Genomic DNA, 23,111 nt, shown 5'->3' on the forward strand with positions numbered 1-23,111 from the left:
GTCAGTGCAGGGTGTCGGTCAGCGGCGGGCGGCTCGGCGGTAGCGCAGCTCGGGCACCGGGAAGCCGTCGGCCTCGTCGACGAGGACACCGCCGTCGGGGCGGAAGCTGGCTCGCTCGTAGAAGCGGCGTGCCCGGGCGTTGCCCTCGAGCACCCACAGCCGTACGGCGGGGTAGGGCGCCCGGCGCAGCACCTCGTCCAGCAGGGCCCGGCCGACGCCGGTGCCGATGACGTCGGGCCGCGCGTACAGGGCGTAGAGCTCGCCCTCGTCCTCGTCCGGTGCCTCGCCCTCGGGATCCGAACCTTGCGCGGGGCCGAAGGCGGCCCACCCGACAACCGCCCCGTCCGGGCCCTCGGCCACCAGGTTGGTCACCGCGCTGCCCGGGTCGGCGAAGGTGGCGCGCCGCTGCTCCGCGTACGCGGTGACGCTGAGCCCGTCCAGGTAGGACTGCGGCATCAGCCCGGCGTAGGCGTGGCGCCATCCGCTCACGCGCACGGCGGCGACGGCGTCGATGTCGCTCTCGGTCATCTCACGTACGGAGTGGCGGGCTTCCCCCGCGCCGGTGGCGTCCATGCGGGGAGTGTGCCAGCGGGCCCGGCGTCCGGCACCGGGATTTCGGCGCCGGACCGCAGGGGACCGGCCAAGGGGACCGGCCACAGGGGACTGGCCGAAAGGACGAGGCGGGGCAGGACACCCGGCGGTCATTCTCAAAGGGGTGTAAAGACCTCAGACCCGCGAAGGAGAACCATGTCGGCCACCGCCTCCTCCCTGAAGTCCCTCGCCCGGCGCGTCTGGCAGGGCCTGAACCGGCCCGGCGCGGCGGTGCTCCTGGAGCCGGAGAACATCCTGGTGCACACCCCCGGACCGGGCACGGTCTGGCACTGCGGCAGCCGGCAGGCCGTCGCCTGGTACGTGGTGGGCCCGGCCGGTGACGTGGTGGACATCGAGCTCGTCACGATGGACGGCGCCCGGAGCCGGACGGAGTCCGTCCTCGCGACCGGCGTCCCGACCCACCACACCGGTGCCACGGTGACGGTCCCCGACCTCGCCCCGGGCCGCTACCTCGTCCTGGTCACCTCCGCCACCGGCACCCTCGACGCCTACAGCCAGCCGGTCACCGTCACCGCTTGAGGTCGCGCAGGGCCGTGTTCAGCTCCAGGACGTTGACCCGCGGCTCGCCCATGAAGCCGAGGGTGCGGCCCTCGGTGTGGGCCTTCACCAGCTTCGCGACCTGCGCGACCGGGAGCCCGTTGCGCTGGGCCACGCGGGCCGTCTGGAGCTCGGCGTAGGCCGGGGAGATGTCCGGGTCCAGGCCGGAGCCGGAGGAGGTCACCGCGTCCGCCGGGATCTCATCGAGCCGCGGGGCGTATCCGGGGACGGTGTTGTCGAGCAGGACCTTGGCCTTGGCCTCCTGCACCGACTTCAGCAGCTCCGGGCTGTCCGCCGCCTTGTTGGTGGCGCCGGAGACCAGCAGCTCGGACTGGGTGTTGACGGTGTTCTTGCCGAGCCCCGCCGCCGGGCGACCCTGGAACCAGCGCAGGTCCTCCCCGTACGACTGGCCGATCAGGGAGGAGCCGACGACCTGGCCGCTCTCGTCCTTGATCTCGGAGCCGTTGGCCTTCCGGCCGAAGGCGGCCTGGGCGATCCCGGTGACGGCGAGCGGGTAGATCACGCCGCACACGATCGTGAGGACCAGCAGGGCCCGCAGGCCTGCCCCGATCAACCGTGCTGTGTTGCCTACGGAGTTGTTCATGGGGTCAGCACGTTCCTAATCAGGAGAGGCCGGGGATGAGGGAGACGAGCATGTCGATGACCTTGATACCGATGAACGGGGCGACGAGGCCGCCGAGTCCGTAGAGGGTGAGGTTGCGCCGGAGCATCTTGTCGGCGCTCGTGGGCCGGTACTGGACGCCCTTCAGGGCGAGCGGGACGAGCGCGATGATGACGAGGGCGTTGAAGATGACGGCCGACAGGATCGCGGAGTCGGGGGAGTGCAGGCCCATGATGTTGAGCTTGTCCAGGCCCGGGTAGACCGCCGCGAACATGGCCGGGATGATCGCGAAGTACTTCGCGACGTCGTTGGCGATGGAGAAGGTGGTCAGTGCGCCGCGGGTGATCAGCAGCTGCTTGCCGATCTCCACGATCTCGATGAGCTTGGTGGGGTTGGAGTCGAGGTCCACCATGTTCCCGGCCTCCTTGGCGGCCGAGGTGCCGGTGTTCATCGCCACGCCGACGTCGGCCTGGGCGAGCGCGGGGGCGTCGTTCGTCCCGTCGCCGGTCATCGCGACGAGCTTGCCGCCCGCCTGCTCCCGCTTGATGAGGGCCATCTTGTCCTCGGGGGTGGCTTCGGCGAGGAAGTCGTCGACGCCCGCCTCTTCGGCGATGGCTTTGGCGGTGAGCGGGTTGTCGCCGGTGATCATGATGGTCTTGATGCCCATGCGGCGCAGCTCGTCGAAGCGTTCGCGCATGCCCTCCTTGACCACGTCCTTGAGGTGGATGACACCCAGGACCCTGGCCCCCTTCTCGTCCTCGACGGCCACCAGCAGCGGGGTTCCGCCGGCGCCGGAGATCTCGTCGACCTTGGCTCCCGCGTCCGGGGCGACCGTACCGCCCTGCTCGCCGACCCAGGCGGTGATCGAATTGGCGGCGCCCTTGCGGACCTTGCGGCCGTCCACGTCCACGCCCGACATGCGGGTCTGCGCGGTGAAGGGGATCCATTCGGCGTGGGCCAGTTCGCCCTGGTGGCGTTCGCGCAGGCCGTACTTCTCCTTCGCGAGGACCACGATCGAGCGGCCCTCGGGGGTCTCGTCCGCGAGGGAGGAGAGCTGTGCGGCGTCGGCCAGTTCGGCGGCCTTGGCGCCGGTCACGGGGACGAACTCGGAGGCCTGGCGGTTGCCGAGGGTGATCGTGCCGGTCTTGTCGAGCAGCAGCGTGGAGACGTCGCCGGCGGCCTCCACCGCCCGTCCGGACATGGCGAGCACGTTGCGCTGCACGAGCCGGTCCATGCCGGCGATGCCGATGGCGGAGAGCAGGGCGCCGATCGTGGTCGGGATCAGGCAGACCAGCAGGGCGGTGAGCACGATCATCGACTGCTTGGCGCCCGCGTACATGGCGAACGGCTGGAGGGTGACGACGGCGAGCAGGAAGACGATGGTCAGCGAGGCGAGGAGGATGTTCAGCGCGATCTCGTTGGGTGTCTTCTGCCGGGCGGCGCCCTCGACCAGGTTGATCATGCGGTCGATGAAGGTTTCGCCGGGCTTCGTCGTGATCTTGATGACGATGCGGTCGGAGAGCACCTTGGTGCCACCGGTGACGGCCGAGCGGTCGCCGCCCGACTCGCGGATGACGGGGGCGGATTCGCCGGTGATGGCGGACTCGTCGACCGAGGCGACTCCTTCGACGACGTCGCCGTCGCCGGGGATGATGTCGCCGGCCTCGCAGACCACGAGGTCGCCGATACGGAGCTCCGTGCCCGGGACCTGTTCTTCCACCGAGCCGCTCAGGCGGCGGGCCACGGTGTCGGTCTTGGCCTTGCGCAGGGTCTCGGCCTGGGCCTTGCCGCGGCCCTCCGCCACCGCCTCGGCGAGGTTGGCGAAGATCGTGGTCAGCCACAGCCAGGCGGTGATCGCCCAGCCGAAGAGGTTGCCGGGGTCCGCGATGGCCAGCGCGGTGGTCAGTACGGAACCGATCAGCACCACGAACATGACGGGCGACTTGACCATCACCCGGGGGTCGAGCTTGCGCAGCGCGTCCGGGAAGGACTTGAGCAGCTGCTGCGGGTCGAAGATGCCGCCGCCGACCTTGGCCTTCTCGGGCTTGTGGCCGCTGGGCAGGTCCCCGTGCGGGGCTCGGGTGGAGGTGACGGTGCTCATGAGGCGAGCCCTTCGGCGAGCGGGCCCAGCGCCAGGGCCGGGAAGTAGGTGAGGCCCGTGACGATGACGATCGTGCCGACGAGCAGGAAGGTGAACAGCGGCTTGTCGGTGCGCAGGGTGCCCGCGGTGGCGGGGACCGGCTGCTGTTCGGCGAGGGAGCCGGCCAGTGCCAGGACGAACACCATCGGCAGGAAGCGGCCGAGGAGCATCGCCAGACCGGTGGTGGTGTTGAACCACTGGGTGTTGGCGTTCAGGCCCGCGAAGGCCGAGCCGTTGTTGTTGCCGGCGGAGGTGTAGGCGTAGAGGACCTCGGAGAAGCCGTGCGCGCCGCCGTTGGACATCGAGTGCCCGGGGGTGGGCAGGGCCATCGCCAGGGCCGTGAAGCCGAGCACCAGGGCCGGGGTGATCAGGATGTAGCAGGCCGCGAACTTGATCTCGCGGGTGCCGATCTTCTTGCCCAGGTACTCGGGGGTGCGGCCGACCATCAGGCCGGCGATGAACACCGCGATGATCGCCATGATCAGCATGCCGTAGAGCCCGGAGCCGACGCCGCCGGGCGCGATCTCGCCGAGCTGCATGCCGAGCAGCTGGATGCCGCCGCCCAGTCCCGTGTACGAGGAGTGGAAGGAGTTGACCGAGCCCGTGGAGGTGAGCGTGGTGGCCACCGAGAAGATCGCGGAGGCGCCGATCCCGAAGCGGGCTTCCTTGCCCTCCATCGCCCCGCCGGCGGCCTGGAGGGCCGGGCCGTGGTGGCTGAATTCCGTCCACATCATCAGGGCGGTGAAACCGAGCCAGATGGTGACCATCGTGGCGAGGATCGCGTAGCCCTGGCGGACCGAGCCGATCATCCGGCCGAAGGTGCGGGTCAGCGCGAAGGGGATGAGGAGGATCAGGAAGATCTCGAAGAGGTTCGAGAAGGGGGTCGGGTTCTCGAAGGGGTGGGCGGAGTTGGCGTTGAAGTAGGCGCCGCCGTTGGTGCCCAGCTCCTTGATGGCCTCCTGCGAGGCCACCGCCCCGCCGTTCCACTGCTGCTGCCCGCCCATGAACTGCCCGACCCCGTGGATCCCGGCGAAGTTCTGGATGACCCCGCAGGCCACCAGTACGACCGCCGCGATCAGCGAGAGCGGGAGCAGGATGCGGACGGTGCCGCGCACCAGGTCCGACCAGAAGTTGCCGAGCTCGCCCGTGCGGGAGCGCGCGAAGCCCCGTACGAGGGCCACGGCCACGGCCATGCCCACGGCGGCGGAGAGGAAGTTCTGCACGGCCAGGCCGCCGGTCTGCACGAGCGGGCCCATGGCCTGTTCACCGGCGTACGACTGCCAGTTCGTGTTCGACACGAAGGAGGCGGCCGTGTTGAAGGCCTGGTCCGGCTTGATGGAGACGAAGCCGAGCGAGCCGGGCAGGTGGCCCTGCAGGCGCTGGAGGAGGTAGAGGAAGAAGACGCCCACCGCGGAGAAGGCGAGGACGCCGCGCAGGTAGGCGGGCCAGCGCATCTCGGCGTTCGGGTCGGCGCCGATGGCCTTGTAGATCCACTTCTCGGGGGCCCAGTGCTTCTTCGAGGAGTAGACGCGGGCCATGTAGTCGCCCAGCGGGCGATAGGCGAGGGCGAGGGCCAGGGCGAGCGCGAGCAGCTGGAGCACCCCGGCGAGGACGGGACTCATCGGCGCTAGAACCTCTCCGGGAAGACGAGGGCGACGACGAGGTAACCCAGCAGGGCGACGGCGACCAGCAGGCCGACGACATTTTCGGCGTTCACAGCTTGGCCACCCCCTTGGCGACGAGGACCACCAGCGCGAAGACCGCGATCGTGGTGACGACGAAGGCCAGATCGGCCATCGGGGGCTCCCGGGGTGTTCGAGGGCGGGCGTTTTCGGACATCTCTGAGTGGAACGCCTATTCGGGGCCTCACAGGCTTCCTTGACGGGGCCCATACGCCCGCCGGTGCGGCCTTGACGGGTCTCTAACGCGGGTTGACGCGCCGTGCGCTCAGGTTAGGCGGGTGTGGGGTGACATGCCTGATATGTGGCGATATCGCGCACCAGGAATGGAAGGTTCAATTCCGTCTTACGGAAATCTTTTTCCGACATGCGGTATCCGCGCTATGCTCCGGCCGTCCGCACGCGCGAGCCCACCCCTGCCAGGAGGAATGCCATGTCCGAGACCCGTGTCGCCCTGATCACCGGCTCCTCCTCCGGCATCGGCGCGGCCATCGCCCGCAGGCTGGCCGCCGCCGGCATCCGCGTGGTCCTGAACTCGGCGCGCAGCGAGAGCGCGGGCAAGGCGCTCGCCGCCGAGCTGCCCGACGCGGTCTACGTACGGGGCGACGTCGCGGACGCCGAGGACGCGCGGCGGATCGTCCGGACGGCGATCGAGACCTACGGGCGGCTCGACATCCTGGTCAACAACGCGGGGGTCACCCGCTTCATCCCCCTGGGCGACCTGGACGCGGCCGACGCCGACGCCTGGCGCGAGATCTTCGAGGTCAACGTCGTCGGCACCTGGCAGATGATCACCGCCGCCACCCCGCACCTGCGGGATTCCGCCACGAACGGCTCGCCGGGCTCGATCGTCAACATCTCCTCGGTCTCCGCGACCCGCGCGCTGGGCAGCTCCATCCCCTACGCCGTCAGCAAGGCGGCGGTCAACCACATGACCCGGCTCCTCGCCTCCCAGCTCGGACCCGCCGTCCGGGTGAACGCGATCGCGCCCGGCCTGATCGACACCCCCTGGTACGAGGGCGAGGACCAGGTCTGGGAGAGCTCGCGGGAGTGGATCACCGAGAACACCCCGCTGCGCCGCGTGGGCACCCCCGAGGACGTGGCCGAGGCCGCGCTCTACCTGGCCGACGCCGCGTACACGACCGGCGACGTGCTCACCGTCGACGGCGGCCGGCACATCGTCTGAGGCGCGTGCGACGCCCGCTCACGGCCATCCCCAACGGATTCCACATCGTGGACAACTACCCTCGGAATATGAACGCTGAAGCCGACGCCCGCGACGCCGCCGCACTCGCCACCTCCGCCAAGGCCACCGTGAAGGACGACGACCGCAAGCACGTCTTCCACTCCTGGTCGGCCCAGGAGCTCATCGACCCGCTCGCCGTGGCGGGCGCCGAGGGCTCCTACTTCTGGGACTACGACGGCAACCGCTTCCTCGACTTCTCCAGCGCCCTCGTCTACACGAACATCGGCTACCAGCACCCGAAGGTGGCCGCGGCCATCGCCGAGCAGGCCGGCAAGCTCTGCACCGTCGCGCCCGGCTTCGCCGTGGACGTGCGCTCGGAGGCCGCCCGGCTGATCGCCGAGCGCACTCCGGGCGACCTCGACAAGATCTTCTTCACCAATGCGGGCGCCGAGGCCGTGGAGAACGCCGTCCGCATGGCCCGGGTGCACACCGGCCGCCCCAAGGTGCTCTCCGCGTACCGCTCGTACCACGGCGCCACCTCCACCGCGATCAACCTCACCGGGGACGCGCGCCGCTTCGGCAACGACACCGCCACCGCCGGCGTCGTGCACTTCTGGGGGCCCTTCGCCTACCGCTCGCCCTTCTACGCGGCCGACCCCGCCGAGGAGTGCGAGCGCGCGCTGCGCCACCTCGAGGACACCATCGTCTTCGAGGGGCCGCAGTCCATCGCCGCGATCATCCTGGAGACCGTCGGCGGCGCCCCCGGCGTGCTCGTGCACCCCGACGGGTACCTGGCCGGGGTCCGCGCGCTCTGCGACCGCTTCGGCATCGTCTTCATCCTCGACGAGATCATGGTCGGCTTCGGCCGCACCGGTAAGTGGTTCGCCTCCGAGCACTGGGACGTGCGCCCCGACCTGATCTGCTTCGCCAAGGGCGTGACCAGCGGATACATCCCCCTCGGCGGGGTCGCCATCTCGGCCGCCATCGCCGAGACCTTTGCCCGCCGCCCCTACCCGGGCGGGCTGACGTACTCCGGGCACGTGCTGGCCTGCGCCGCCGCCGTCGCGACGATCAACGTCATGGAGGAGGAGGGCATCGTCGAGCAGTCCGCCCGTACCGGCGCGGAGCTGCTCGGGCCGGGCCTCGCCGCCATCGCGGAGCGCCACCCGTCCGTCGGGGAGGTGCGGGGTCTGGGCACGTTCTGGGCCCTGGAGCTCGTACGGAACAAGGAGACGCGCGAGCCGCTCGTCCCCTACAACGCCGCCGGGGCCGACAACGCGCCGATGGCCGAGTTCGGGGCGGCCCTGAAGAAGGCCGGGCTGTGGCCGCTGCTCGCCGGCAACCGCATCCACGTCGCGCCGCCCTGCAACGTCTCGGCCGAGGACGTGGCCAAGGGGCTGCGGATCATCGACGAGGCCCTGACAGTGGCCGATGCGCACACCGTCTGACCTGCTCTGACCGCAAGATCGCCCAAACCGTGGGTGCCTGTTCTCGGATGATCCGCTCTCTTACGAACAGCATGTGAACGTGCTGGAATCAACAGGCACCTACGGACCGGGATGCACGTCAGTCCCGGGGCGGTCCACATCTTTCTGAGATGCATGACCGAACGGCGGGGGGCGGGCTGCGCGTCCGCCGGACGCCGGGCGTACGGGATCCAGACAACCGGACTCCGTGTTCCCGAGTACCCGAAGGAAGACAGCGCATGAGCAAGCACATCCTCGGCCAGAACCAGTACGGCAAGGCCGAGAACCGCATCGTCAAGGTCACCCGCAAGGGCAGCGACGGTTCCTGGCACGAGATCCGCGACCTCAACGTGTCGGTCGCGCTCCGCGGAGAGTTCCGCGACGTCCACCTCACCGGTGACAACGCCAACTGCCTCCCCACCGACACCACCAAGAACACGGTGTACGCGTTCTCCAAGGAGCACGGCATCGCCTCCCCGGAGGCCTTCGGCATCCTGCTCGCGAAGCACTTCGTCTCCTCCCAGTCCGCGATCCGCGAGGCGCAGATCCGCATCGAGGAGTACGTCTGGGAGCGGATCCCGGTCCCGACCCGCAAGGAGCAGCACTCCTTCGCCCTCAAGGGCCAGGAGGTGCGCACCGCGCAGATCACGTACAGCGAGACCACCGGTCTCCAGGTGATCTCGGGTCTGAAGGACCTGACCGTCATGAACTCGACCAACTCCGAGTTCCACGGCTTCATCAAGGACAAGTACACGACGCTGCAGGAGGCGTACGACCGCATCCTGGCGACCAAGGTCACCGCGCGCTGGGCGCACTCGGCGCTCGCTGCCGACGACGCCGAGTACGACTGGGACCAGTCGTACAAGAAGGTCCGCAAGAACATGCTGGAAGCCTTCGCGGAGACCTACTCGTACTCGCTGCAGCAGACCCTGAACCAGATGGCCGAGCGCGTGCTCGACAACTGCCCCCGGGTCAACGAGGTGCGCCTCAACCTCCCCAACAAGCACCACTTCCTCGTCGACCTGGAGCCCTTCGGCCTCAAGAACGACAACGAGGTCTACTTCGCCGCCGACCGCATGTACGGCCTCATCGAGGGCACCGTGCACCGCGACGGCGTGCAGCCGGTCATCGCGACGAGCGACTGGATCACGGCGTAACGCCCGGTCCACTGAGACGGTAGTTCGGCCCGGACCGCGTCGCGGGGTCCGGGCCGCTCCGCGTTCTCACGAGGGGGGTGCTTCCCCGGCCCCCTCCGGGGTTCCTTCTTGGCCCATCAGCGAGTGCCCCACGCCCAGGTTCCAGCGCCCGGAGCGCCCCGTGAGCACCGTTACCGTCCCCGGTCGTACGTCGAGCCGCCAGAAGACCGCCGGGGGCAGCTCCAGGGCCCACACCACGGCCGCCCGTACGACGCCCTGCCCGGACACCACGGCCCGGTGCGTCCCCGGCTCCAGCGCGCCCAGGTGGGCGCCGACCCGCGCGATCAGCGCGTCCACCGACTCTCCGCCGCCCGGGGGTGCGTACGCGGTGTCGGTCATCCACCGCCGCAGCCCCTCGGGATCCTCCCCAGCCACCTCGTCCAGGGCCCGCCCGGCCCAGGCTCCGTGATCCTGCCCGCGCAGTCCTTCGTGCCCGGGGCAGGGATCCGCGTACGGGAAGCGGTGGAGGCGCCCCGCTTCGTCCAGCGGGGGTGTCGCGAGCCAGACGCGTACGGTGGTGGGGTGCACCGTCCGATGGTGCCGGGGTTTCGCACCGCGTTCAACCATCGGCCACCCGCCAGGCGCGGACATGACAATCGGCCCGGCGAGCGTCTTCCCCTCAGGGCAAAACCCTTGCGAAGGAAGAACATTGACCATGCGTTCGGCCACCCGCGCCTCCGCCCGCGCCTCCGTACTCGCGCTCTGCACGGCACTCGCCGCATCCGTCGCGCTCCCGGCACACGCCGCGCTCCCGGCGCACGCCTCCTCGATCAGCAGCATCCGGCCCCAGGCCGAGACCGCTCCGCTGTACGACGACGAGGCCGGCGGCGACGCCAACGCCGATGACCCGGCGATCTGGCGCAACGCCGCCGACCCGGGCCGCAGCCTGGTGATCGCCACCGCCAAGCAGGGGGGCCTGCGGGTCTACGACCTGGAGGCCCGGCAGGTGCAGTCGCTGCCCGCCCCGGCCGGACCGGGCGCCGACGACGCACCCGGCCGCTTCAACAACGTCGACCTCATCAACGGCCTGCGCCTCGGCGGCGTCCGCGCCGACGTCGCGGTGGTCAGCGACCGGGGCAACGACCGCCTGCGGATCTACCGGATCGACCGGAACCGGCCCGGCGGCCCGCTCACCGACGTCACCGACCCGGCAGCGCGCCCGGTCTTCTCCGCCGACCAGGCCGAGATCAACGAGCAGAAGACCGCGTACGGCCTCGCCACCTGGACGGACCGCAGGACCGGCCGGTCCTACGCGGCGGTCAGCCAGCGCAACCGCACCCGGCTCGCCCTGCTGGAGCTGATCTCCACCCCCGCCGGCACGGTCGACTACCGCCAGGTGCGCACGCTCGACCTGCCCTCCTCCTTCCGCCTGCCCAACGGCGCCGCCTGGACGCCCTGCGCCGAGCCGGGCGAACTGCCGCAGATCGAGGGCATGGTCGTCGATCCCGCGGACGGCACCCTGTACGCGGGGCAGGAGGACGTCGGGATCTGGCGCATCGACGCGGGCCTCACCGGCACGCCGAAGCTGATCGACAAGGTGCGCGAGTACGGGGTGCCCGGCACCTACGACGAGGAGACCGAGGAGTGCGCGCCGGGCGCCGACCCCGGCTACGGCGGCAAGCGCCTGAGGGCCGACGTCGAGGGCCTGACCCTGGTCACGGAAGCCGACGGCGACGGCTACCTGCTCGCCTCCAGCCAGGGCGACGACACCTTCGTCGCCTACGACCGCGAGCGCGAGGACCGCAACGAGTTCGAGGGCGCCTTCCGCATCACCGCGGCCTCCGCCGCCCTCGACGGCTCGGAGGTCTGCGACGGCGCCGCCGCACTCAACGCCCCCCTCGGCGCGCGCTACCCCCGCGGCCTGCTCGTCGTCCAGGACGGCCGGGAAACCCCCGGCGACGGCGACCGCGAGGCGACCGGCTTCAAGTTCGTCGACCTGGGCGAGGTGCTCGACGCCATCGACTGAGGCGGGGCGGAGCCCTGCTGTGAGGACGCTGTAAGGCCGGCATAAAGAGCGGTACGGTGGCGGACGACAAGACGACGGTACTGCGGAAGTCCGGTTGAGAACCCGGCACGGTCGCGCCACTGTGAATCCTCCCGGAGGGGGAGGGAAGTCAGACCCGCCACCGTCGTCGCAAGCACCACTGACCGGGACGCGTGTTCCCTCTGGAGGTACCTGCCATGGCCGACTCCGCCGTGCCCACGACTGCCGCCCCGCTGGCCGTCACGCCCATCTCCCTCTCCGCCCTGGCCCCTTGGGCGCTGTTCGCCGGTGTCCTGATGCTGGTCCTGCTCTACCTCGTCGGCGCCGAGCAGGGCGCCACCGCGATCTTCGAAGGCGACACCGTGCACGAGTGGATGCACGACGGCCGCCACCTCCTCGGCTTCCCCTGCCACTGATCTGCCGATCCGTCCGCCGATCCGCCGATCCGCAAGGGACCGACAACTCCATGAACCCCATTTCCCCCCGCGCGCTCCTCATCAGGGGCATGCTCGCCGGCCTGCTGGCCGGAATCGCCGCGTTCCTCGTCGCGTACTTCCTCGGTGAATCCCAGGTCGACGCGGCGATCGCCATCGAGGAAGCCGGAGCCCACGACCACGGCGGCGAGGCCGCCCCCGTCAGCCGGGCCCTGCAGGCCACGGCCGGACTGGGCACCGGAACCCTGCTCTACGGGATCGCGCTCGGCGGCATCGCCGCGCTCGCCTACTGCTACGCCCTGGGCCGGATCGGCCGCTTCGGCCCCCGGGCCACGGCCCTGCTGGTCTCCGGCGCTCTGTTCGTCACCGTCACCCTGGTGCCGTTCTTCAAGTACCCCGCCAACCCGCCGGCCGTCGGAGACCCCGAGACCACCGTCCAGCGGACCACCCTCTACGTCCTGATGCTCGTGCTGGGCCTGCTGCTCGCGGCGGCCGCGCTGATCCTGGGCCGGCGCCTCGCGCCGCGCCTGGGCAACTGGAACGCCTCGGTCGCCGCCTCGGTCGCCTTCGTGGTGGCCGTCGGCATCGCCTACGCTCTCCTGCCCGGCGTCAACGAGGTACCGGCGGGCTTCCCGGCGGCGCTCGTCTGGCAGTTCCGGCTCGCCTCGCTCGCCGTCCAGGCCGCGATGTGGAGCACTTTCGGCCTGGCTTTCGGATTTCTTGCCGAACGGGCCCTTGTCCCCGCCGGAACTCCCAAGGAGGCTGTACAGCCTGCGAGTTGACGTCTTGCGTGCAAGTGACTGAAAGGCTGGTGACGGCGCGGTGACGACGGCGATCCGAGAGCTCGGGGACCACCGAAGACCCCAGTGGCGCCAGGTGCGGGAATGGCGTGGCTGGACGGGCGCAGCCCCGTTCTGGCTCAATGCGGTGCTCCTGCTGCTGACCCCCTTCACCACCGTCACCCTGCTCGCGCAGATCGGCATCATCGCCGGCCTGACCGCCGTCGCCGGGCTGGCCCGCCACCTCTGGTCGGGTGACTACGGTCATGCGGCCATCCACTCCGCCGCCGCACTCATGGGTGCGGCGGCGGTGGCGGTCGTGGTGGTCTGACGAGGGGCTCGCCGGGGGGCTAGCCCCCCGAACGGCCTTCCCGGCTACCGGATGTGGCGGCCGAGGATGCTCAACCATCCTCGTTCCATGACCACTTACCGCAGCAAGAACGCACTCCTCGCCCTCTGCGCCACGGCCGCCGCCGCCCCGCAGGCCACCGCCCGCGGCACCGCGCCCGCCCTGGCCTGGACGGCGTGCACCCACACCGGCCACCTCGAAGGCCAGCAGTGCGCGAAGCTGCCCGTCCCCCTCGACTACGCCGACCCGGCCGGCCCGCAGGTGGAGCTCGCCGTGTCCCGGCTGCCCAGCACCCGTCCCGCCGTCCGGCGCGGCGCGCTGGCCGTGGTCCCCGGCGGGCCGGGCGGCTCGGGCGTGCAGCGGCTCTCGCAGAAGGGGGCCGCGCTGGCCGGGCAGATGGCCGGCGCCTACGACCTCGTCGCGCTCGACCCGCGCGGGGTCGGCGGCAGCGTCACCGCCGGATGCGGTCTGGACCCGGCCGACCGGCGGCTGACGACCCTGCGCTCCTGGCCCGGCGCCGACGGGGGGATCGCGGAGAACACCGACCGCTCCCGCCGGGTGGCCGAGGCCTGCGCCGCGAACGGCGGGGCGGTGCTGAGCAGTTTCACCACCGCCAACCAGGCGCGCGACATGGACCGCTTCCGGGAGGCCCTCGGCGAGCGCAAGCTGTCGGTCTGGGCCGTCTCCTACGGGACCTACGTGACGGCGGTGTACGCGCAGAAGTTCCCGAAGCGCACCGACCGCGTGGTGCTGGACAGCAGCGGTGACCCCGATCCGGCGCGGGTCGCGCGCGGCTGGCTCGCGAACATGGCGCAGGGCGCCGACGACCGCTTCCCCGACTTCGCGGCCTGGGCGTCCGACCCGGCGCGGGCGGGGGAGGGGCTGCGGCTCGCCGAACACCCGGACGACGTACGCCCGTTGTTCCTGGAGCTGGCGGCGGAACTGGACCGCTCCCCGAAGCCCTCGAACGTGCCCGGCCTGCCGCTGACCGGCACCCTGCTGCGCCAGGCCCTGCAGACGGCCCTCTACGGCGACGCCCAGTTCCCCGCCTTCGCCCGCCTCGTGCGCGCGGCGCAGGACCCGGCCGCGGTCCCGGAGCTGCCCCGGGAGCTCGCCGCGGTGCTGCCCGATGCGGACGCGGCGCTGATGGTGGGTGTCATCTGCAATGACGTGGCCTGGCCGAAGGACGTCGCCGGGTACGAGCGGGCGGTGGCCGCGGACCGGGCCGCGCACCCGCTGACGGCCGGGATGCCGGCGAACATCACCCCGTGCGCCTTCTGGAAGGACGCCCCGGCCGAGCGCCCCACCCGCATCGATGACCGGGGCCCCTCGAACATCCTGATGGTGCAGAACCTCCGCGATCCGTCGACCCCGTACGCCGCCTCCCTGAAGATGCGGGACGCCCTCGGACAGCGCGCCCGGCTGCTCACCGTCGACCACGGCGGCCACGGGGTCTACCTCGGCAACGGCAACGCCTGCTCGGACCGCACCGTCACCGCCTACCTCACGACGGGGGAGCGGCCGGCGAAGGACGCCTCGTGCCGGTCCTGAAGATCCGGTCCAGGTGGTGGCGCAGGACCGCGACGGCCGACTCGGGGTCCCGCTGGCCGACCAGGATGCTCGTGCCCATGGTCGCCGCCATGGCGAGCAGGCTGATCGCCTCGATGCGGGCGTCGATGCCGGGGTCGGCCAGGCCCGCTTCCTGGGCCTGGCCGATCAGCCCGGCCACCGCGTTCTCGGCGGCGTCGGGATTGTCGATGAAGGGCTGGGCGGCGAGCGCCTCGTCGGTCACGGACAGGATCGAGTAGGAGCTGTAGAGGAGGTGGAAGGTGCGGCTCTCCCCGTCGGTCGGCAGGGAGGCCAGCAGCAGCGCCTCGATCGTGGCGCGCGGGCCGGGATCGGGGCCGGCGGCGGCGAGGCGGGCGCCGACCCGGGCGGTGAAGCGGTCGGTCAGGTGCTGGAGACCGTAGAAGAGCAGCTTCTCCTTGGTCTGGAAGTAGTACTGGACCAGGCGCAGGGAGACCCCCGCCTCTGCGGCCACGTCGCGCATGCCGACCGCGTGCAGCCCGCGCCGTCCGGCGACGCGGATGAGTGCCTCGGCGATCTGGGTGCGCCGTTCCTCGTGGTCCACGCGTTTCGGCATGTTCTGGTGTCTCCGCCCGTCGGTGCCCTGGGGTGATGAGCCCGCGGCTCGTTTTCATGGTACCGCCGTATCAACATCATGGTACGGTCGTATCACGAAGAACGGATCCCCGGTCCTCCAGGAGGTGCCCCCGTGCCCGACAACAAGCCCCGTGTACGCCGTGACATCGGCCGTTACGTGAGCGACGAGCTGCGCGACCGCTACTTCGCCGCCTGCGACGCCCTGTACGCGATGGGAGCCCCCGCCCGCTCCGAGACCGACGTGGAGACGAGCTTCGGGACCACGCACGTCTACCGGTACGGCCCGGCGGACCCCGCGGCGGAGTCCCGTACGCCCGTCGTCCTGATCCACGGCTCGGGTGGCTGCTCGGCCCAGTGGTACCCCAACACCGCCGCCCTCAGCGCCGACCGGCCCGTCTACGCCCTCGACACCCCCGGCGACCCGGGCCGCAGCGTGCAGCGCGAGGTGATGTGGCAGCCCGAGCGCGCCGCCCAGTGGATGGACGAGGCCCTCGGCGCGCTGGGCCTGGACCGGGTCCACATGGTCGGCTCCTCCTACGGAGGCTGGCTGGTCATCAACCAGGCGCACCTGCGCCCCGGCCGGCTCGCCTCGGTCACCGCCCTGGACCCGGGCGGCCTGGAGAAGGTGGGGCTGCGGTTCTTCGCGTGGATCTTCGCCAGCCTCTTCGCGACCTTCGCCCCCAAGGCGATGCGGCCGACCCTGGCCAAGTGGCTGGAGCAGCCGGTGCTGGTCGTTCCGGAACTGCGGAGGTGGATCCAGGCGGGCGTCCGCGCCTTCCGGATCAAGCGGCCCGCCCCGCTGCCGCTGTCGGACGCGGAACTGGGCACGATCCGCCTGCCGTTCTACCTGATCATGGGCAAGCGGAGCCTGCTCGTGCACCCGAAGCGCCAGCTGGAGCGGGTGCCGCGGGTGATCCGCGGAGCCCGCGCCGAGATCGTCTCCGCGACCGGGCACGGACCGCAGCTCGACCACCCCGAGCTGGTCAACGCCCGGATGCTCAGCTTCTTCGAGGACGTCGACTCCCTCGACCCGGCCGGGCACAGGGCGGCGTAGAGCGGTTCGAGCGGGCCGGCTCAGCCGGTGCGGAAGCGGAGCCGGTACTCCGTCGGCGTGATGCCGAGCGTGCGGCGGAAGGCCCGTACGAGGGTGTCGGCGGTGCCGAACCCGCAGGCGGAGGCGATCCGTTCGAGCGTGGCATCGGTGGTTTCGAGCCGGCCCCGCGCCAGCTCCACGCGGGCCGACTCGATGTAGGCCGCCGGGGTCGTGCCCAGCTCCGATTTGAAGATCCGGGCCAGCTGCCGTTCGCTGACGTGCGCGTACGCGGCGATGTCGGCCAGGCTGAGCCGGCCGCCGAGGTGCCGTCGGACGAAGTGCCGCAGGTCTTCGGCGCGCCGCGTCGCGGAGACGGGCTCCAGCGGGACGCTGAACTGGCTCTGCCCGCTCGGCCGCTTCAGGTACATCACGAGCTGCCGGGCCACGCGCAGGGCGACGCCCTCGCCGAAGTCCTCCGCCACCAGGGCGAGCGAGAGGTCCAGGCAGGCGCTGATCCCGGCACCGGTCCACACCTCCCCGTCCCGGATGAAGATCGGGTCGGCGTCCACCTCGACCGCCGGGTGCTCGGCGGCGAGCTGCTCCGCGGTGGACCAGTGGGTGGTGGCCCGCCTGCCGTCGAGCAGCCCGGCCGCCGCCAGGAGGTGCGCCCCCACGCAGACCGAGGCGACCCGGCGCGCGCGGGCGGCGAGCGTCCGCACCTGCTCGACGAGCTCGGGGTCGGTGAGGGCGTGGACCCGGCGCGCGGAGTCCAGCTCGACCGCACCGGGCACCAGGAGCGTGTCGATGCTCCGGGTGGCGGCCTCGGCGAAGGTCAGGTCCGGCAGGACGCGCACCCCGGCGGAGGTGGTGACGGGGTCGAGGGTCCGCGCGGCCAGGACCACCCGGTAGCCGGCCTCGTCGTCCGTCTCCCGCGGGACCAGGGAGAACACCTCGGGCGGTCCGGTGACGTCCAGCAGGTCGACGCCCTCGAAGAGCACGACCACGATCAGCCGCTCGACGGGCTCCAGGGGCGCGGAAGCAGGGTCCGGGCCGTGTCCGTTGCTCATGTTGGCAACGCTAACATGTCAAGTAATCATCGCTTACGAGCCTGCTAGCATCGGGCCATGTCAACGGCCCGAGAACGCATCCTGGAAGCCACCGCGGAACTGCTCGCCACCAAGGACGCACCGGCGATCTCCACCCGGGCCATCTGCGACCGGGCCAAGGTCGGCATGCCCGAGATCTACCGCCAGTTCGGCGACAAGGAGGGGCTGCTCACCGCCGTCGCCGACCTCGGCTTCGAGCGTTTCCTCGCCAACAAGCGCCGCAATCCGCAGACGGACGATCCGGTGGCGGACCTGCGGACGGCCTGGGACAGCCACGTCGCCTTCGCGCTCGGCAACCCCCACCTCTACCGGCTGATGTTCACCCCGGCCGGAACGGCCAAGCCGCAGGCCATCGCGGAGGCGCAGGCCCTGCTCCTGGCAGCCGTGGAACGGTGCCGCGCCGCCGGCCGGCTGCGCACGAGTCCGGCGCTGGCGGGGCAGTCGATCCTCTCGGCGAACGTGGGCGTCTGCCTGATGGCCCTGTCCTTCCCCGAGCTGTACGGAGGCCTGGACGTCTCCCGGTCGGTACGCGACGCGGTGATCGGGAAGGTCACCGGAGACGAGCGGGAGGACACGAGGATCGGCGCCGCGACCGTCCTCGCCCAGGCGCTGGTCGATACCCTCACCGGAGCGGCGGCGCCGCCCGCCACGCCGTGACATCGTGAGGCCATGGCCATTGAAGTCCGCCCCGCTGCCGTGTTCGAGGACGTCCGTGCCGTGCTCGGCCCGAAGTCTCCCGAGGCCAACGTCTGCTGGTGCCTGAGCTACCGGATCCCGTCCGCGCTCAACAACGAACTCCGCGGCCCGGCCCGCGGCGCGTACGTGGCCGAACTGTGCCGCTCCCAGAGCCCCTTGGGGGTGCTCGCCTACGACGACGGCGAGCCGGCCGGCTGGGCCGCCGTCGCCCCGCGCTCGGACACCACCTTCGCGCGCAGCCGCAAGATCCCGCAGGTCGACGAGCTGCCGGTCTGGTCGCTGTGGTGCATCCGGGTGCGCCCCGGGCACCGCAAGAAGGGGGTCTCGCACGCGCTCATCACCGGTGCCGTCGAGTTCGCCCGCTCCCAGGGCGCACCGGTGATCGAGGCCTACCCGCTGGACAGCGGCGATGCCAGGGTCGACCTGACGATGGCGTACGCCGGGATCCGGAAGAACTTCGAACGCGCCGGGTTCACCCACGCCGCCGACACCACCTCGGTGCTCGCCGGCCATCCCCGGGTCCTGATGCGGCTCGACCTGCGCTGAGCGGGGCCGGGCCCCGCTGCGCCCGGCCGCCCGCGCCGCTACGCCCAGCTTCCGAGGGTGAACCCGTCGACCAGCGCGACGAACTCGTCCTCCTTCTCGAAGAAGGCGACGTGCCCGGCCTCGATCTCGGCGTACGTGCTGTGCGGGATCGCGGCGTGCAGGGCGCGGCTGTTCTCCACCGGGACCGTGATGTCCAGGGTGGCGCCGATGACGAGCGTCTCGGCCTCGATGCGGGGCAGCAGCTCCCGGATGTCGATGCGGGTGTCGAGGTCCACGTGGCGCAGGGTGCCGGGGGTGGGCGGCATGTTCGGGATCAGGAGCTCGACCTGTTCGCGGCCGATCGTGTTGAGGAAGCCCCGGCTGAAGCCGGTCATGGCCACGGCGCGCCCGAAGGCGGCCGGGTCGGAGGCGCCGAGCTGCTGCCACAGGGTGAAGAGGTTGCGCAGGTACTCGTCGCCGTCGGTGTGGGCCCAGCCGGCGACCAGGATCAGCCGGCGCACGAGGTCGGGGCGCAGCGCGGCCACGGCGGCGGTCACCGGCGCGCCCATCGAGAAGCCGAGCAGGTCCACCGGGCCGGTGTCCGCGTCCTCGATGACGGCGATGACCTGCGCGGCCAGCCCCTCCACGGTCAGCGGACCGCCCTCGTCCGTGGTGACGTCGGAGCCGGAGAGGTCGGGGGTGATCACGGTGTGGTCGGCGGTGAAACGGGGCGCCGTCTGCCCCCAGTTCACGGCGGAACCGCCCGAGCCGGTGCCGTGGACGAGGACGAGCGCGGGGCCCGTGCCGGTGCGCCCGTAGCGGACCTCGGCGTCGGCGACGCGCACGGTGGCGGTGGTGGTGCCGGCGGCGGTGGCGAGGGTCGTGGACATGGCTGCTCCTCCTGGTGCGGTGACCGCCGGGGGCGTTCCCCCTCCGGCTGAACCCACACTGCCGCCGCGCGCCGGGGGCCGGGAGAGACCCCCTGAACCTGGGACCGCCGATCCCTGGATAAGCCGCGGGGCGACGACGGAGGTCCGGGACGCGATGCGGGGAGGGCTGCGACGCGATGCGGGGAGGGCCGCGACGCACAGCCGGGAGGGCCGCGCCGGGACCTCGTAAGGCCGCGCCGGGACCTCGTAGGGTCGCCCCGAGACCCCGTAGGGCCACGGCGCGAAGCCGGAGGGGTCCGGCAGGATGGCCATCATGACGATCGACCGCCGTGAACTCGCCGATTTCCTCCGTCGTTCGCGCGAGCGGGTCCGCCCGCAGGACGCGGGCCTCACCGCCGGGCCCCGGCGCCGCACGCCCGGCCTGCGGCGCGAGGAGGTGGCGCAGCTCGCGGGCATGTCGGCCGACTACTACATCCGGCTGGAGCAGGCCCGCGGCCCGCAGCCCTCACCGCAGATGCTGTCCGCCCTGGCCCGCGCCCTGCGCCTCGGCGACGACGAGCGCGACCACCTCCACCTGCTCGCCGGGCACCGCCCGCCCGCCGCGCGGATCGCCGGCGACCAGGTCGGCGCGGGCCTGCTGCACCTCCTGGACCAGCTGCCCGGAACCCCGGCGCAGGTGCTGAGCGACCTGGGCGACGTACTGGCCCAGAACGAGATGGCCCGCGCCCTGCTGGGCGGCGTGTGCACGGTGTCCGAGCACGGCCGCAACATCGTCTGGCGCTGGTTCGCCGACCCGGCCGCGCGGGACGCGTACCCCGCCGAGGAGCACGAGCGGTACAGCCGCCTCCATGTGGCGGACCTGCGGGCGGCCGTCGCGAGGCGCTCCTCGGATCCGGCCGCCACCCGTTTGGTGGAGCGCCTGCGGGAAGCCAGTGCGGAGTTCGCCGCCCTGTGGGAGCTGCACGAGGTCGGCGTCCGCCGCCACACCCGCATGCGGGTGATCCACCCCGTCATCGGCCCCGTGGACCTCGACTGCCAGGTGCTGCTGGCCCCGGAGGGCGACCAGCGCCTGCTGCTCCTGACGCCCCCGCCCGGCACGGACACGGCGGACCGGCTGAACCTCCTCCGGGTCGTCGGCACCGAACAGTTCTCGCAGCCCGGTTGACACATACCGTCCCAAAGTGCACCCAAACGGGTCTGATGATCAGATGAGGCGATATTCCCGGAGTCGAACCTCGCAGAATGGAGCCAGAGATGGCCACCCTCCCCTTTGACGACGTGACCGACTTCGAGAACGCCGACCGCGGATTCATCGGTGCGCTCGTGCCCGCCGTGGTCACCGACTCCGAAGGCCGCACCGTCTGGGACAACGACGCCTACGACTTCCTGAAGGCCGAGTGCCCCGACACCGCGAACCCCAGCCTGTGGCGCCAGGCGCAGCTCACCGCCAAACAGGGGCTCTACGAGGTCACCGACGGCATCTACCAGGTGCGCGGCCTCGACCTCTCGAACATGACCCTCGTCGAGGGGGAGCGCGGGGTCGTCGTCATCGACCCGCTCATCTCCGCGGAGACCGCCGCCGCCGCGCTCGCGCTCTACCGCGAGCACCGGGGCGACCGCCCGGTCACCGGCCTGATCTACACCCACTCGCACGGCGACCACTTCGGCGGCGCCCGCGGCGTGCTCCCGCGCGGCACGGAGGAGGGCGTGCCGGTCCTCGCCCCCGAAGGCTTCCTGGAGCATGCGGTCAGCGAGAACGTCTACGCCGGCAACGCCATGACCCGCCGCGCCGTCTTCATGTACGGGGACCGGCTGCCCAAGGGCCCGGACGGCCAGATCGGCGCCGGCCTGGGCATGACCACCTCTACCGGCACCATCACCCTCATCCCGCCCACCGTGGACATCACCGCCACCGGGCAGGAGGAGACGGTGGACGGCGTACGCATCGTCTTCCAGCTCACCCCCGGCACCGAGGCGCCGGCCGAGATGAACTTCCTCTTCCCCGACAAGCGGGCGCTGTGCCTGGCGGAGAACGCCACGCACAACATGCACAACATCCTGACCCTGCGCGGAGCCGTCGTACGCGACTCCCGCATCTGGTCGCGCTACCTCGACGAGGCGATCGAGTACTTCGGCGACGGGTACGACGTGGCCTTCGCCTCCCACCACTGGCCCACCTGGGGCCGGGAGAACGTCGTCTCGTTCCTGTCCGTCCAGCGGGACCTGTACGCGTACATGCACGACCAGAGCCTGCGCCTGCTCAACGACGGCCTCACGGGACCGGAGATCGCCGAGGAGCTCCAGCTGCCGCCGGCCCTGGAGAACTCCTGGCACGCCCGCGGCTATTACGGCTCGCTCTCCCACAACGTCAAGGCGGTCTACCAGCGTTACCTGGGCTGGTTCAACGGCAACGTCGCGACCCTCTGGGAGCACCCGCCCGTGGAACTCGCGAAGCGCTACGTCGACTCGATGGGCGGCCCCGACGAGACCCTCACGAAGGCCCGCGGCTACGCGGACTCCGGAGACCTCCGCTTCGCGGCCACCCTCCTGAACCACCTGGTCTTCGCCGAGCCCGGCCGTACGGACGCCAAGGAGTCCCTGGCCGCCGTCTACGACAAGCTCGGCCACGGCGCGGAGAACGGCCCCTGGCGCAACTTCTACCTCAGCTCCGCGATGGAACTGCGCCACGGGGTCAACGCGCCCCTGCTCGACACGTCCAACCCCGAGATGGTGCCGGCCCTGACCACCGAGATGCTCATCGACTCGATCGCCGTCCGGATCGACGGCCCCCGGGCCTGGGACGAGGACCTCACCATCGACCTCGTCCTCACCGACGAGGGCGCCCATCACCGCCTCACCCTCGTCAACGGCGCCCTCACCCACCGCAGGGTCACCGATCCGCGCACGCCGGCCGGCCTGACCCTCACCCTCACCAAGCCCCAGCTCGTGGCCGTCCTCGCGGGCCGGGCCCCGGACACCCTCTCCACCGCGGGATCCCCGGCGCTGCTCAGCCGCCTGTTCTCGTACGTGACGAAGGCCGACCCCGCCTTCGCGGTCGTCACGCCCTGACGCCCACCGGGCAGCGGGGTCAGGCCGCGCGGCAGAGGTCCGCGGGGGCGATGGCGATGGTGCTGATGGCGCTGACGGCCCCCGCGGTCTTCGACCGGTCCTGCGCGAAGGTGACGAGGCGCAGCACGGCGAACCGCGCGACTCCGGCGAGCGCGGAGGCGGACAGGTAGACGATCTGCTCGCGCACCGCACTGGGCGAAGCCTCGACCTGCCGCAGGACGAGCATCGCCGCGCAGGTCACCGCGTACGCGGCCGCCGCCGATCCGGCCGACTGCCAGTGCTGGCGCCAGGTCGCCCGCGCACCCGCGCCGAAGGTGAAGCGGGCGTGCAGCTCGGTGGCCAGGAGCGTGGAGACGACGGTGACCAGGGCGTTGGCCAGGGCCCAGGGGATCCAGGAGCCGAGGGCCGCGACGGCGAAGCTGGAGGCCGTCCCCACCCCTCCGCCGCAGAGCATGAAGCGGGAGAAGGCGGTGAGGGCGCCGGATCCCGCCGGCTTCCCGCTCTGCACTGTCTCCATGATCCAACCCCTCCGGTGGTGACTTCGTGGAACGCCCGGTCTCCGGCCGCGGGCCATGAGGTGCGCCGCCGTGGTGCCATGATGGCACACAGGTGGCGCCATGACGAGATGTTTATGGCGCCACCCCT

At 71.5% G+C, this 23,111-nt stretch carries 25 protein-coding genes; 14 read left to right on the forward strand and 11 right to left on the reverse strand.

Features of this window, described 5'->3' with window-relative positions; all coding sequences use genetic code 11:
- Positions 1 to 18: 18 nt before the first annotated feature.
- A complete protein-coding gene (locus NLX94_RS10235; protein WP_254382308.1) occupies positions 19 to 573 on the reverse strand; it encodes a GNAT family N-acetyltransferase in 555 nt (184 codons plus the stop codon).
- A gap of 174 nt (positions 574 to 747) precedes the next feature.
- Between NLX94_RS10235 and NLX94_RS10240 the strand changes: the two genes are divergently transcribed.
- A complete protein-coding gene (locus NLX94_RS10240) occupies positions 748 to 1,131 on the forward strand; it encodes a GPI anchored serine-threonine rich family protein (RefSeq protein ID WP_254382309.1) in 384 nt (127 codons plus the stop codon).
- Here the strand turns inward: NLX94_RS10240 and kdpC are convergent.
- Genes kdpC through NLX94_RS38885 form a run of 5 tightly spaced genes read right to left on the reverse strand, consistent with a single transcriptional unit; the run spans position 1,121 to position 5,750 of the window.
- On the reverse strand, positions 1,121 to 1,753 hold the full coding sequence (gene kdpC, locus NLX94_RS10245) for a potassium-transporting ATPase subunit KdpC (protein WP_254382310.1): 633 nt from the start codon (positions 1,751 to 1,753) through the stop codon (positions 1,121 to 1,123). The two genes, NLX94_RS10240 and kdpC, sit on opposite strands and share 11 nt — an antisense overlap.
- Before the next feature lie 19 nt (positions 1,754 to 1,772).
- Positions 1,773 to 3,872, reverse strand: a complete 2,100-nt coding sequence (kdpB, locus tag NLX94_RS10250; protein ID WP_254382311.1) for a potassium-transporting ATPase subunit KdpB — start codon at positions 3,870 to 3,872, stop codon at positions 1,773 to 1,775.
- Complete coding sequence (gene kdpA / locus NLX94_RS10255) at positions 3,869 to 5,533, reverse strand: potassium-transporting ATPase subunit KdpA (protein ID WP_254382312.1); 1,665 nt, start codon at positions 5,531 to 5,533, stop codon at positions 3,869 to 3,871. The genes kdpB and kdpA overlap by 4 nt, the downstream gene beginning before the upstream one ends.
- Before the next feature lie 5 nt (positions 5,534 to 5,538).
- The gene (kdpF, locus tag NLX94_RS10260) at positions 5,539 to 5,628 is read right to left on the reverse strand and encodes a K(+)-transporting ATPase subunit F (RefSeq protein ID WP_215024204.1); all 90 of its coding nucleotides are present in this window, start codon (positions 5,626 to 5,628) and stop codon (positions 5,539 to 5,541) included.
- The gene (locus tag NLX94_RS38885; RefSeq protein WP_302169071.1) at positions 5,625 to 5,750 is read right to left on the reverse strand and encodes a hypothetical protein; all 126 of its coding nucleotides are present in this window, start codon (positions 5,748 to 5,750) and stop codon (positions 5,625 to 5,627) included. Before NLX94_RS38885 ends, kdpF begins: the two co-directional genes overlap by 4 nt.
- A gap of 273 nt (positions 5,751 to 6,023) precedes the next feature.
- Here NLX94_RS38885 and NLX94_RS10265 point away from each other — a divergent pair, with 273 nt between their 5' ends.
- The 3 genes from NLX94_RS10265 to pucL all read left to right on the forward strand — a co-directional run bounded on the left by NLX94_RS10265 (position 6,024) and on the right by pucL (position 9,399).
- Positions 6,024 to 6,776 (forward strand): SDR family NAD(P)-dependent oxidoreductase, encoded by a 753-nt coding sequence (locus NLX94_RS10265; protein WP_254382313.1) that lies wholly within the window; start codon positions 6,024 to 6,026, stop codon positions 6,774 to 6,776.
- A gap of 68 nt (positions 6,777 to 6,844) precedes the next feature.
- A complete protein-coding gene (locus NLX94_RS10270; protein WP_254382314.1) occupies positions 6,845 to 8,224 on the forward strand; it encodes an aspartate aminotransferase family protein in 1,380 nt (459 codons plus the stop codon).
- A 257-nt stretch (positions 8,225 to 8,481) separates the two neighbouring features.
- Entirely contained in the window at positions 8,482 to 9,399 is a 918-nt protein-coding gene (gene pucL / locus NLX94_RS10275) for a factor-independent urate hydroxylase (RefSeq protein ID WP_254382315.1), read from the forward strand.
- Positions 9,400 to 9,465: 66 nt separating this feature from the next.
- On the opposite strand, the gene NLX94_RS10280 is transcribed toward pucL, so the two are convergent.
- Positions 9,466 to 9,966 carry a histidine phosphatase family protein gene (locus NLX94_RS10280; protein WP_254382316.1) on the reverse strand — a complete coding sequence of 167 codons (501 nt, stop codon included), beginning with the start codon at positions 9,964 to 9,966 and terminating at the stop codon, positions 9,466 to 9,468.
- 127 nt (positions 9,967 to 10,093) lie between these two features.
- Here NLX94_RS10280 and NLX94_RS10285 point away from each other — a divergent pair, with 127 nt between their 5' ends.
- The 5 genes from NLX94_RS10285 (at position 10,094) to NLX94_RS10305 (ending at position 14,535) form a co-directional block, all read left to right on the forward strand.
- Positions 10,094 to 11,404, forward strand: a complete 1,311-nt coding sequence (locus NLX94_RS10285) for a phytase (protein ID WP_254382317.1) — start codon at positions 10,094 to 10,096, stop codon at positions 11,402 to 11,404.
- Between the two features lie 215 nt (positions 11,405 to 11,619).
- Positions 11,620 to 11,838: a CbtB-domain containing protein gene (locus NLX94_RS10290; protein WP_254382318.1), complete on the forward strand. Its 219-nt coding sequence runs from the start codon at positions 11,620 to 11,622 to the stop codon at positions 11,836 to 11,838.
- A 50-nt stretch (positions 11,839 to 11,888) separates the two neighbouring features.
- Positions 11,889 to 12,638 (forward strand): CbtA family protein, encoded by a 750-nt coding sequence (locus NLX94_RS10295; protein ID WP_254382319.1) that lies wholly within the window; start codon positions 11,889 to 11,891, stop codon positions 12,636 to 12,638.
- Between the two features lie 40 nt (positions 12,639 to 12,678).
- Positions 12,679 to 12,966 (forward strand): hypothetical protein, encoded by a 288-nt coding sequence (locus NLX94_RS10300; RefSeq protein WP_254382320.1) that lies wholly within the window; start codon positions 12,679 to 12,681, stop codon positions 12,964 to 12,966.
- A gap of 87 nt (positions 12,967 to 13,053) precedes the next feature.
- Entirely contained in the window at positions 13,054 to 14,535 is a 1,482-nt protein-coding gene (locus NLX94_RS10305; protein WP_254382321.1) for an alpha/beta hydrolase, read from the forward strand.
- Here the strand turns inward: NLX94_RS10305 and NLX94_RS10310 are convergent.
- On the reverse strand, positions 14,489 to 15,127 hold the full coding sequence (locus tag NLX94_RS10310) for a TetR/AcrR family transcriptional regulator (protein WP_254382322.1): 639 nt from the start codon (positions 15,125 to 15,127) through the stop codon (positions 14,489 to 14,491). The genes NLX94_RS10305 and NLX94_RS10310 overlap by 47 nt on opposite strands.
- A gap of 132 nt (positions 15,128 to 15,259) precedes the next feature.
- On the opposite strand from NLX94_RS10310, the gene NLX94_RS10315 reads away from it, so the two are divergent.
- A complete protein-coding gene (locus tag NLX94_RS10315) occupies positions 15,260 to 16,201 on the forward strand; it encodes an alpha/beta fold hydrolase (RefSeq protein WP_254382323.1) in 942 nt (313 codons plus the stop codon).
- 20 nt (positions 16,202 to 16,221) lie between these two features.
- Here the strand turns inward: NLX94_RS10315 and NLX94_RS10320 are convergent, their stop codons facing one another.
- Positions 16,222 to 17,208: a GlxA family transcriptional regulator gene (locus tag NLX94_RS10320; RefSeq protein ID WP_254382423.1), complete on the reverse strand. Its 987-nt coding sequence runs from the start codon at positions 17,206 to 17,208 to the stop codon at positions 16,222 to 16,224.
- A 96-nt stretch (positions 17,209 to 17,304) separates the two neighbouring features.
- Between NLX94_RS10320 and NLX94_RS10325 the strand changes: the two genes are divergently transcribed.
- On the forward strand, positions 17,305 to 17,943 hold the full coding sequence (locus tag NLX94_RS10325; RefSeq protein ID WP_254382324.1) for a TetR/AcrR family transcriptional regulator: 639 nt from the start codon (positions 17,305 to 17,307) through the stop codon (positions 17,941 to 17,943).
- Between the two features lie 12 nt (positions 17,944 to 17,955).
- A complete protein-coding gene (locus NLX94_RS10330; RefSeq protein WP_254382325.1) occupies positions 17,956 to 18,528 on the forward strand; it encodes a GNAT family N-acetyltransferase in 573 nt (190 codons plus the stop codon).
- A gap of 38 nt (positions 18,529 to 18,566) precedes the next feature.
- Here NLX94_RS10330 and NLX94_RS10335 read toward each other — a convergent pair whose 3' ends face one another.
- Positions 18,567 to 19,397 carry an alpha/beta fold hydrolase gene (locus NLX94_RS10335; protein WP_254382326.1) on the reverse strand — a complete coding sequence of 277 codons (831 nt, stop codon included), beginning with the start codon at positions 19,395 to 19,397 and terminating at the stop codon, positions 18,567 to 18,569.
- Positions 19,398 to 19,710: 313 nt separating this feature from the next.
- Between NLX94_RS10335 and NLX94_RS10340 the strand changes: the two genes are divergently transcribed.
- Together NLX94_RS10340 and NLX94_RS10345 are read left to right on the forward strand one after the other, a co-directional pair.
- Positions 19,711 to 20,562: a helix-turn-helix transcriptional regulator gene (locus NLX94_RS10340; protein ID WP_374683931.1), complete on the forward strand. Its 852-nt coding sequence runs from the start codon at positions 19,711 to 19,713 to the stop codon at positions 20,560 to 20,562.
- A gap of 89 nt (positions 20,563 to 20,651) precedes the next feature.
- A complete protein-coding gene (locus NLX94_RS10345; protein ID WP_254382328.1) occupies positions 20,652 to 22,466 on the forward strand; it encodes an alkyl/aryl-sulfatase in 1,815 nt (604 codons plus the stop codon).
- Positions 22,467 to 22,485: 19 nt separating this feature from the next.
- Here NLX94_RS10345 and NLX94_RS10350 read toward each other — a convergent pair whose 3' ends face one another.
- The gene (locus tag NLX94_RS10350; RefSeq protein ID WP_254382329.1) at positions 22,486 to 22,983 is read right to left on the reverse strand and encodes a GtrA family protein; all 498 of its coding nucleotides are present in this window, start codon (positions 22,981 to 22,983) and stop codon (positions 22,486 to 22,488) included.
- Positions 22,984 to 23,111 lie beyond the last annotated feature (128 nt).

Origin of the sequence: Streptomyces sp. TBY4, from assembly GCF_024213195.1 — a bacterium.
Classification (GTDB): domain Bacteria; phylum Actinomycetota; class Actinomycetes; order Streptomycetales; family Streptomycetaceae; genus Streptomyces.

Coding starts and splice junctions, on each gene's coding strand:
- NLX94_RS10235 (WP_254382308.1), bottom strand. CDS start 573: ATGGACGCCACCGGCGCGGGGGAAGCCCGCCACTCCGTACGTGAGATG.
- NLX94_RS10240 (WP_254382309.1), top strand. CDS start 748: ATGTCGGCCACCGCCTCCTCCCTGAAGTCCCTCGCCCGGCGCGTCTGG.
- kdpC (WP_254382310.1), bottom strand. CDS start 1,753: ATGAACAACTCCGTAGGCAACACAGCACGGTTGATCGGGGCAGGCCTG.
- kdpB (WP_254382311.1), bottom strand. CDS start 3,872: ATGAGCACCGTCACCTCCACCCGAGCCCCGCACGGGGACCTGCCCAGC.
- kdpA (WP_254382312.1), bottom strand. CDS start 5,533: ATGAGTCCCGTCCTCGCCGGGGTGCTCCAGCTGCTCGCGCTCGCCCTG.
- NLX94_RS38885 (WP_302169071.1), bottom strand. CDS start 5,750: ATGTCCGAAAACGCCCGCCCTCGAACACCCCGGGAGCCCCCGATGGCC.
- NLX94_RS10265 (WP_254382313.1), top strand. CDS start 6,024: ATGTCCGAGACCCGTGTCGCCCTGATCACCGGCTCCTCCTCCGGCATC.
- NLX94_RS10270 (WP_254382314.1), top strand. CDS start 6,845: ATGAACGCTGAAGCCGACGCCCGCGACGCCGCCGCACTCGCCACCTCC.
- pucL (WP_254382315.1), top strand. CDS start 8,482: ATGAGCAAGCACATCCTCGGCCAGAACCAGTACGGCAAGGCCGAGAAC.
- NLX94_RS10285 (WP_254382317.1), top strand. CDS start 10,094: ATGCGTTCGGCCACCCGCGCCTCCGCCCGCGCCTCCGTACTCGCGCTC.
- NLX94_RS10290 (WP_254382318.1), top strand. CDS start 11,620: ATGGCCGACTCCGCCGTGCCCACGACTGCCGCCCCGCTGGCCGTCACG.
- NLX94_RS10295 (WP_254382319.1), top strand. CDS start 11,889: ATGAACCCCATTTCCCCCCGCGCGCTCCTCATCAGGGGCATGCTCGCC.
- NLX94_RS10305 (WP_254382321.1), top strand. CDS start 13,054: ATGACCACTTACCGCAGCAAGAACGCACTCCTCGCCCTCTGCGCCACG.
- NLX94_RS10310 (WP_254382322.1), bottom strand. CDS start 15,127: ATGCCGAAACGCGTGGACCACGAGGAACGGCGCACCCAGATCGCCGAG.
- NLX94_RS10325 (WP_254382324.1), top strand. CDS start 17,305: ATGTCAACGGCCCGAGAACGCATCCTGGAAGCCACCGCGGAACTGCTC.
- NLX94_RS10330 (WP_254382325.1), top strand. CDS start 17,956: ATGGCCATTGAAGTCCGCCCCGCTGCCGTGTTCGAGGACGTCCGTGCC.
- NLX94_RS10335 (WP_254382326.1), bottom strand. CDS start 19,397: ATGTCCACGACCCTCGCCACCGCCGCCGGCACCACCACCGCCACCGTG.
- NLX94_RS10340 (WP_374683931.1), top strand. CDS start 19,711: ATGACGATCGACCGCCGTGAACTCGCCGATTTCCTCCGTCGTTCGCGC.
- NLX94_RS10345 (WP_254382328.1), top strand. CDS start 20,652: ATGGCCACCCTCCCCTTTGACGACGTGACCGACTTCGAGAACGCCGAC.
- NLX94_RS10350 (WP_254382329.1), bottom strand. CDS start 22,983: ATGGAGACAGTGCAGAGCGGGAAGCCGGCGGGATCCGGCGCCCTCACC.